Genomic DNA, 8625 nt, shown 5'->3' on the forward strand with positions numbered 1-8625 from the left:
CCGCGGGCAGATCCCCCACAGCCCGGCGGAAGCTCAGGGTGAGGAGACGCGTCGCATCTCGTCCTCCAACGCGTTCACTGCCTGACTGACCCGGATGTGCATGGCCGCCACGTGCTCGCGACGGTCTGCGTCGATTTCTGCCTTGCGCCGTCTGACCCGGTCTTCGCATTCCTCACGCACGATTTCCGAGGCCGTCATAGCCTGCCGCTCGGCCGTCCGTACGGCTTCCTCGTGGATCGTCACCGCGCTCTGGCTCCGGGCCGACAACAAACGGTCATAGCTGTTCTCGCTGCCGAGCAGCTTGGCGAGAACCGGCAGGACATCGACGAGGATGAAGAGGAGTCGTACCACCCAGACGCCGGTCATCAGCGTGGCATTTTTCCCGGCAAGCTCTTCCAGCGCTTGCATCCGCTCCAGGATGCCGATGCCACGCTGCTTCGCGCGTTCTTGGGCGACGCGTTGGGCGATCTCCCTGTCACGGGCCTTGAGGAAGGTGTCCCGCGAGCCGGCCAGACGGCTTCCGCCGTCTTTGATCTGCTTGTACATCTCCGCCAACCGTTGCTCGTTGGCGACCGTGTGATGCGTGCTCCGATAGTCCCTGGCCTTCTCACGCAACCGCAGGCACTCCGATGTCCGCTGCAGTAGTCCGGTGCGCATATTGCGGATCAGTCGCCGACATTCGTCCCGGACCTGGGTGTCGAGACTTTCCAGACGGTTGGTGTCCCGGTCGACCCGCTTCTGGAGAGCGGCTGCGTCCCTGCGCAGGGCGTTGTTCTCTTCGTACCCACTTGCTGGTGATGCACCGAAGGAGAGCAGATGGTCTGCGCAGTTGACCGGTGGGTTCCGGCTCGGCTGCGACGGGTCGGCGTTGCATCGCAAGAGATTGCTGCGCAAGCGGTCCACCGCTGCGTGCCGCTGGTCCTGCACGTGCTTTTCCACTGCCGTCTGGAAGATCCGCAGAACCAGCGGTTCGGCCACCACGGTCCCCAGGAAGAAGGCGATGAGGAGACGCAGCAGGAGTGGAGCCGCACGACGCTTGCGACTGGGCTGCGGAGCGATCAGCCAGCGGTCCAGATTGAGTACGAAGAGCATCCACAGCGCCGCCGGCAGCAGCGCCAGGAAGGTGCCTTCACCTACTGCCTCGTTGGCGAAATTCCACATCGAGAATGCGGCGATAACGGATGTGCCCAGCACGACGCCCCCGAGCGCCGTGTACTTGCTGCGCTCGTGCCAGACCCAGGCGAGCAGCTCTTCGTCCACACCGGTCAAAGCCCGCAGCCTGCGGGAAAACCGATCGTGAAGCCGGTGGGATTCCGCCCCGCCGATACCGTCCGGTGGTTTCAAGAGGTCAGTCAAGGAGATCGTCCTCATCCTTGATGAAGCCGCGGTGATCGTCATGTGGGCCGTCATTCGCGGGCCGTGGCGCGGCGCCCGCGTGCGGCAGGGCTCCTGCGGCTTGCGAGGCATTCGGCCCCGCCCTGTTACCGAGGTCCAACAACTGCTGGAGCAACTGGTGGTCGACGTAACCGGACTCTCGCGCATGGTCCAGAACGGCCAGCAACAGAGCCTGCCGCATGTTTCGTTCCGCTGTTTCGCGCTCGTGAGCCCGTTGCTTGTCATGTGCCGCGACTTGTCGGCCGTATGCCTTGTCGTCGGCGTCCGCCTGGTGGATACGCGCCGCGATGGCATGGATGTTGATGTCTTCCCGAGCCACGCCGAACGCGTCTACGTAGTGACTGCCCTGTGAGAGGAGCTCCGCGATGCGATGCACGTCGTCCGTCTCGAACTCGCGCTGGCCGCGGACCATTTCCCGCATCCGGCGCTCGTCCCGCACTTCCTGTTCCCAGGTGCGCAAGTCCTCAGGCGTCAGCACCTCGATGCCGACGTACTCCACGCTCATTCCGGCGATGCGCGGTGGCACGATGGTGGTGTACGCGTTCATCCTGTGCGTCACCAGTTCGCGTACCGCGTTGACTTCCTCGATGCGGTGCGCAGCGCTCGCGCGTGCCAGCTGATCCTCCCCTGACAGGTAGGCGCGCAGGGGAACCGTCGCGTCGATGACGCCTTGCCGGGCAACGGTGGCGGCATCGGTCACCTGGCAGGTGAAAGTCGCCCGGACGGTGAAGGCGTCGGCCTCGCTCACCGAGGGGATGATCCGTTCGGCCTCGACCAGCCGGGCACGCATGTCGACCAGACTGACCGAGGTGGCGTCGACCGCCTCCGCGTACGTCGGGTCGAACGCGGTCCCTTCCGGGTAGACGCTGCACCGTCCACCTACTTGGAAGACGTACACCGCTCCTGGCGGCAGCTGGGGGATGTCCGTGCGCCGTCGACGGGAGAAAAACCCGCGCTGGATCGGGCTCAGCGCTTGCTCCATCATTACCGGGTATGTCACTTCGTCGGCCTCCTGCTCAGGTCGGCAAGGTTCATGACGTTTATGAGCTGGAATCGAGCAACAGGCGGGCCAGTTGCTGAATCCCGGGCAAGGAATATCGGGGATGGTGCAGTGCCGCCGGAAGGTCGTTGCGCAGGGCCGCCCGCTGCTGGTTGTTCATACCGTCCTGCATGGCCTCGCCGAGCAGACGGACCAAAGAGGACGCCGACTCGTCTTCGCGCAAGGCGACCAATGTCCGGCACAATTCGGCGATGGCGCTCGCTCGATGGGGGCTGTGCAACACTGTCAGCCACAGTGCACCGAACTGCCCCGAGAGGCTGGGATCCTTGCGCAGCAGAAATGCGGCAAGCGGCTCTTCGGAGTTCAGTCGCCTGGCACCAAGAACCTGAACAATGATGCCCAGCGTGATTTCCCGGTCTTTACCGCCCGGCGTGCGCCGCGCCCGTGTGCGGAGATACCGCAGGACGAGACGTGCCCGTTCCGGTTCGTGCTCGGCGGTGGCCAGGAGCAGCACCAGCGCCCGTCGCGCTGCACTCGCGATCCGTTCACCGCGCGAAGCGAGTACCCAGAGCCAATGCAGGGAATCGAAGCGGTACACCGAACCGAGCTCACCGGCGAACGCCATGGTGGCAGTGATGGCACGTTCCTGCCCGCGGCCCTCCGTCCAGCCCAGTGCCAGGTTCAGGGCTTGCGGCGCGAGCTCTTCGTCAGCGCACATGAACTGCAGGACGAAAGCCGCGGTGACGCGCTGACTGCTGATGCCGCCGGCCCACACCTCCAGCAGTTTCTCCTCCACCTCGGCGAGCGCGTACCGGGCCAGGAGGGCGACGCCGCGCGCCACCTCTTCCCGGACGGCCAGACTCCCCTCGACGCTGAGCTGATCCAGCCACTGACGCAGCGGATACCAGAGTTCGTATCCGTACCGCTCGTGCAGGTCACTGATCACGAGATCGCGGACGCGCGGAGACGTGAACACGACGCGCCGCTCGCTGCGACAGCGGTCCTCGATGTCATCGGCCCGCTGTACCGCTTCGGCGATGCCTACGGCACGTTGTTTCCAGTGGACACGTGCCTGGTCGATCGATACCGCCGGTTGTGGTGGCCGTTCGTCCTCCGCCGGCAGATCACCGGTCGACTTGCCCATGTTCCGTACGCAATGGTCCAGAGAGACCACAAGCTCTTCGAAGGTCCGCTCAGGGAGTCCGTTCGCGAAGGCGAGAGCTGCGACCGGCAGCAGGTCCCCGACGCCGGGCTTGTTGTCGAACCACTTCCGCACGCACTCTCTCGTGCTGTCACACAGGGCTTCGAGCGCAGCGTCCACGCCTCCGCCGAGATCGTGTGCCACCTTAACCACATCGGCAGGTCTGCGGAGTTCGCTGACGCGTGCCCGCAGTTCCGCCGTCACGGCTTCCGGCGTGTTCGGCGGGAGATGGTTCCTGGCACAGTGATCGAACAGATCGAGCGGTTCTGGCGGATGCCAGGGAACGGAGAATTCTCGGAGCGCCAGACGCTGCTGCGCGGTCGAAGAGGAAGTGATCACCAGGAAGGACTGATGGCGTCGCAGCTCCGTCCGCAATCGCCGGATCTCGAAATCCTGCACGGCAGTCGTACCGGTCTCCCCGAGGTAGTCGAGTATGACGTACCCGGAACGGGGTTTCAGGCTGCCCGGCGAAGCCAGCTGTGCCAGTGAATTGGCGGGAGACAGACTGCGGAGAGCGATATCCTCGCCCAATAGGTCGCGCAGTAGCGAGAAAGCTGCCGCACGCCGCCCGCATCCCTCTTCGCCCACCAGGACCAGAAGGTTCTTCGACTGCAGTTTCCCGGCAGCGACGTCGTACCCGTCCGGATGCAGGAAGTCGCGCAACAACAGGTCGATCTCGTCCGGCTCCACCAGGCCCGGGGCATGTCCGGGTGAGGAAGGGGAGCCGAAGCCGAAGGTCGCGTCGGTGGCGTTGACCTGACCGTAGAAGCAGTTGATGACGCGTTGGCCCAGAACCTGATCGAGTTCCCGATAGCCTTGTTCGTCCTGCTCCTGCTCCTGCTCGTGGCCGACGCGCTGGAAGTGCTCCCGCCCGTCGAAGTTGCTGACCGGCTCGGCACCGTGATCGTCATGTGCGGGGCGGTCGTCAGTCGGCCGCTCGCCTGCGGTCGCGCCTGGTCCGTTCGTTTCCGCGGCGAAGGGAGGGCGGTCTCCGAACTCAGCCATGGGAGTTGCTGATGCCGAAGACGCTGCCCGGGGCGTTCACCGTGCCGTGATAGTTGCTCTGACTGACCTGATGTCCGCGGACGGGAGGCGGCACCCGCCGGCTCGCCCCGGTGTCGACAGGCTCGGCCGGGCCTGTCTGCCGATCCCCTTCTCGCTGCCGTGGATCTCGGGAATCCGGCACTTCTCGTTCCGGGAGTGACCCGTCGTACTCGCCGAGGTCCAAACGGTGCACGTCGTCCCCGGGTGCCCACAGCCAAGCCACTGTGTGAAGTTCCTTTTCGCGGATCGTCACGGGCCGGAAGGCATCGGGGGAAAGTGTGGTGTGGCCGCCGATCACTGTGGCGTCGTACACGTCGTCGGACAGTGCCAGCACGAGGTCGGCTTTGTCTGCGGCTTGCAACGCGCGGTGCAAGGCGGCGGACGCCAGCAACCGGGACGTGGTGACCACGGCCCGGCCGGCGAAGCCGTTGTCCGCGATCTCCACCAGACCGTGATGGACGGAGGCACGCAGTCGTAGCCACGCTTCTTCGACTCGGAGTCGGTTGTACTGGCGGAGCCCGGAGGCGATGTGCCGCATGTAGTCGTCGATCACGCGTGGCTCGCTGCCGTCCATGGGGAGGACGGCCAACTGCTCATCGCCCTTGGCTTGAAAGTGCCAGTAGGAGCGGTCCAGCCCGGCGCTGTGAGCCGCCTGTTCGAGCAGCCGCGGCAGTTCGTGCTGAATCTCCGATTGCCGGCGGTCGTTGTTGCCCCCGTACGCCTGCACGTCCAAGGCGAGACAAGTGCTGTGGTGGTAGCCGGTCCGTACGGACACGTGACGGTTCCCCTCTTCCTCGGTGTAGCGCGACGCTTCGGCGAGGCGCTGACGGCGAGATTAGGAGGGCGATGGGCGGGCGATTCCGTATCAGTAGGGGTTTTCGCTGCTCATTTTGGCGAATGCGCGCAGTCGTGGGATGTCACTGATGGTGATTTCGCGGTACCCGCGTTCCACCAAGCCCCTTCTGGCGAGGTCAGCGAGTGCTTTCTCGGTGGTGGCCAGCCCGAGGGCGGCGAGTGAGGCGAGCTCCGCCTGGGTGAGCGTCACACCGAGGAGCCAGCGCTGAGGGGCCGCCTGCGGTGCGTGCCCGTACGTCTGGGCCGTCTCCACGAGAACCCGGGCCAGCCGGACCGAGGCGTGGTAGGCCCGGAAGTCCAGTCGGCGTCTGTTCGCCCAGCGCAGGCGGGCGCTGAGCATCCCGAGGACGGCCACCATCGCGTCGGGGTGTTGCGTCAGGTACCCGGTCAGGGCTTCCATCTGGATGACACGGGCTGATACGTCGCCACAGGCGATCACCGAACCGGAACGGGGCCGGCCCTCGAAGGCGGCCATCTCTCCCACCAGGTCCCCGGCGACACGGACGGCCAGCAGCATCGCGTAGCCGTCTTCCGAGTGGGATTCCACCTTGACCACGCCCTGGGTGAGCAACAGTACGTGTCTGCCGCCGTCGCCTTGCCGCAGAAGAGTGCGGTGGGCCGGATAGTGCACGACGGTGCCCAGGTGCAGGAGGTCTTCTCGGCAGCGTTCCGGCAGTCGGCCGAGCAATGTCGCTTCCGGCCAGCCCCTTACTGGAACGCCGCTTCCGTCCCACGGTGGCGTGTCCTTGCGTCGTTGCGCTGAGTTCCCCGGATGCACGGGTACATGGTGCCGTGGCACAGCGGAAGGATGAACGCGGCGCGGTGGACAGTCAGGCAGGACCGAACTGGTCCAGGCGAGCGGAGTGGCGGGCTTGCCGCCAGCGGTCCTGGTCCGTGGAGGGGCCGTAGCGAGGAAGGAACCGGTCGTGAGGGTTCGGCCGGATCGCTCTGTCAGTGCCGTCTGCTAAGACTGGTGCTGTGAGCAGGGAAGACGAGGAGCAGGGCGCGGGCGCGGAGCAGCTTGCGTTGATTCGGGAGGTGGTGCGGGGGCGGAAGGGGGAGCGGGCGCGGCCGCGGACTTGGCGGGGGGCCGAGTTGGCGGAGGAGTTGCCGGTGGCGCGGGTGCTGGTGGACAAGGGGCTGGTGCATCTGGACCGGTATTTCGACTACGCGGTGCCGGCGGCCATGGACGCGGAGGCGCAGCCGGGGGTGCGGGTGCGGGTGCGGTTCGGGGCCGGGGAGAAGGGGGGCCGGCGGGAAGGGGGGAAGCTGGTCAACGGGTTCGTGGTGGAGCGGGTGGCGGAGAGCGAGTTCCGTGGGGTGCTCGCGCCGATCGCGCAGGTGCTGTCGCCCGAGCGGGTGCTGACGCCGGAGCTGCTGGGGCTGTGCCGGGCCGTTGCCGACCGGTATGCGGGCACGCTCGCGGATGTGGTGCAGCTGGCGGTGCCGCCGCGGCGGGCGAAGGTCGAGGGCAAGGATTCCGGGGCGCCGTTGCCGCCGAACGCGATGCCCGAGGCGGGGAGTTGGGGGAGGTACGCGGCGGGTCCCGGCTTCCTGGAGGCGTTGGGGCGGGGGGAGTCGCCGCGGGCCGTGTGGACGGCGTTGCCGGGGCCGCAGTGGCCGCAGGAGCTGGCGCGGGCGATGGCTGCTGCGATGGCGTCCGGCCGCGGGGCGCTGGCCGTCCTGCCGGACGGGCGGGCCGCCGCGCGGGTGGACGCGGCGCTGGGGGAGCTGGTCGGGGCCGGGAGGCATGTGGTGCTGAGTGCGGACGCCGGGCCCGAGGAGCGGTACCGGCGGTGGCTGGCGGTCAGCCGCGGCGCGGTGCGGGCGGTGATCGGGACGCGGGCGGCGATGTTCGCGCCGGTGCGGGATCTGGGGCTGGCGGTCATCTGGGACGACGGGGACGGCAGCCACAGCGATCCGCGCGCGCCGCAGCCCCATGCGCGTGAAGTGCTGCTGCAGCGGGCGGTGACCGAGCGGGCCGGGTTCCTGCTGGGCGGGCTGAGCTGCACGGTCGAGGCGGCGCAGCTGGTGGAGACGGGCTGGGCGCGTCCGCTGACGGCCGACCGTGAGCAGGTGCGCGCCGCGGCGCCGCTGGTCCGTACGGTCGGTGACGCCGACGAGGCCCGGGACGCGGCGGCGCGGGCAGCGCGGCTGCCGACGCTGGCGTGGCAGGTGGTGCGCGAGGGGCTCAAGCACGGGCCGGTACTGGTGCAGGTGCCGCGGCGGGGCTACGTACCGCGCCTGGCGTGTGAGCGTTGCCGGGAGCCGGCGCGGTGCCGGGCGTGCGCGGGGCCGCTGGAGGCGCGCGACGCGGGTGAGCTGCGGTGCGGCTGGTGCGGGCGCGAGGAGGGCGACTGGCGCTGCGGGGAGTGCGGGGGCACGCGGCTGCGGGCCCGGATCGTGGGCGCGCGGCGGACGGCGGAGGAACTGGGGCGGGCGTTCCCGGCCGTGCCGGTGCGGACGTCGGGGCGTGACCATGTGCTGGACACGGTGCCCGGAACGCCGTCCCTGGTGGTGAGTACGCCGGGCGCGGAGCCGGTCGCCGAGGGCGGGTACGCCGCCGCGCTGCTGCTGGACGGCTGGGCCCTGCTCAGCCGCCCCGACCTGCGGGCCGGGGAGGAGGCGCTGCGGCGCTGGCTCCAGGCCGCGGCGCTGGTACGGGGCCACGCCGAGGGCGGCACGGTCGCGGTCATCGCGGAGGCGACGCTGCGCCCCGTACAGGCGCTGGTGCGGTGGGACCCGGCCGGGCACGCGGTGCGCGAGCTGGCGGAACGCGCCGAGCTGGGCTTTCCGCCGGTGTCCCGGATGGCGTCGGTGACGGGCCGCCCCGAGGACGTGGCCGAGATGCTGGCCGCGGCCGCGCTCCCGGAGGGCGCCGAGGTGCTGGGGCCCGTACCCGTACCGGCGCCCGACGCGGGACGCCCGCGCCGGCCGGGGGACCCGCCGCCCGGGGAGGAATGGGACCGGGCGCTGGTACGGGTACGCCCCGGCCAGGGCGCCGCACTGGCGGCGGCCCTCAAGACGGCGCAGGCTGCGCGGCTGGTCAAGCGGGAGGGGGAGGCGGTTTGGGTGCGGGTGGATCCGCCGGATCTTGGGTGAGGGCTCAGGGGGTAAGGGGGTTTGGGGG

The 8625-nt window shown here is 68.7% G+C and carries 6 protein-coding genes; 1 reads left to right on the top strand and 5 read right to left on the bottom strand.

Going from position 1 to position 8625, the window contains the following annotated elements:
• Window positions 1–33 precede the first annotated feature (33 nt).
• From ADK86_RS05480 to ADK86_RS05500, 5 genes are all read right to left on the bottom strand, one after another.
• Entirely contained in the window at window positions 34–1398 is a 1365-nt protein-coding gene (locus tag ADK86_RS05480; RefSeq protein WP_234345723.1) for a DUF4407 domain-containing protein, read from the bottom strand.
• Window positions 1349–2380, bottom strand: a complete 1032-nt coding sequence (locus ADK86_RS05485; RefSeq protein WP_234345724.1) for a hypothetical protein — start codon at window positions 2378–2380, stop codon at window positions 1349–1351. The genes ADK86_RS05480 and ADK86_RS05485 overlap by 50 nt, the downstream gene beginning before the upstream one ends.
• Window positions 2381–2435: 55 nt before the next feature.
• Window positions 2436–4601 (bottom strand): hypothetical protein, encoded by a 2166-nt coding sequence (locus tag ADK86_RS05490; RefSeq protein WP_053695561.1) that lies wholly within the window; start codon window positions 4599–4601, stop codon window positions 2436–2438.
• Entirely contained in the window at window positions 4594–5415 is an 822-nt protein-coding gene (locus tag ADK86_RS05495; RefSeq protein ID WP_053695562.1) for a hypothetical protein, read from the bottom strand. The genes ADK86_RS05490 and ADK86_RS05495 overlap by 8 nt, the downstream gene beginning before the upstream one ends.
• Window positions 5416–5505: 90 nt before the next feature.
• Window positions 5506–6183, bottom strand: a complete 678-nt coding sequence (locus tag ADK86_RS05500) for a Crp/Fnr family transcriptional regulator (protein WP_053695563.1) — start codon at window positions 6181–6183, stop codon at window positions 5506–5508.
• Between the two features lie 290 nt (window positions 6184–6473).
• Here ADK86_RS05500 and ADK86_RS05505 point away from each other — a divergent pair, with 290 nt between their 5' ends.
• Window positions 6474–8597 carry a primosomal protein N' gene (locus tag ADK86_RS05505; RefSeq protein ID WP_053695564.1) on the top strand — a complete coding sequence of 708 codons (2124 nt, stop codon included), beginning with the start codon at window positions 6474–6476 and terminating at the stop codon, window positions 8595–8597.
• The last annotated feature ends 28 nt before the right edge of the window (window positions 8598–8625 follow it).

Source organism: Streptomyces sp. NRRL F-5755 (assembly GCF_001279365.1).
GTDB classification, from domain to species: Bacteria; Actinomycetota; Actinomycetes; order Streptomycetales; family Streptomycetaceae; genus Streptomyces; species Streptomyces rimosus.

Bases quoted from the DNA above. Each gene is read 5' to 3' on its own strand.
- ADK86_RS05490 (WP_053695561.1), bottom strand. From the start codon at position 4,601: ATGGCTGAGTTCGGAGACCGCCCTCCCTTCGCCGCGGAAACGAACGGA.
- ADK86_RS05480 (WP_234345723.1), bottom strand. From the start codon at position 1,398: ATGACGATCACCGCGGCTTCATCAAGGATGAGGACGATCTCCTTGACT.
- ADK86_RS05485 (WP_234345724.1), bottom strand. From the start codon at position 2,380: ATGATGGAGCAAGCGCTGAGCCCGATCCAGCGCGGGTTTTTCTCCCGT.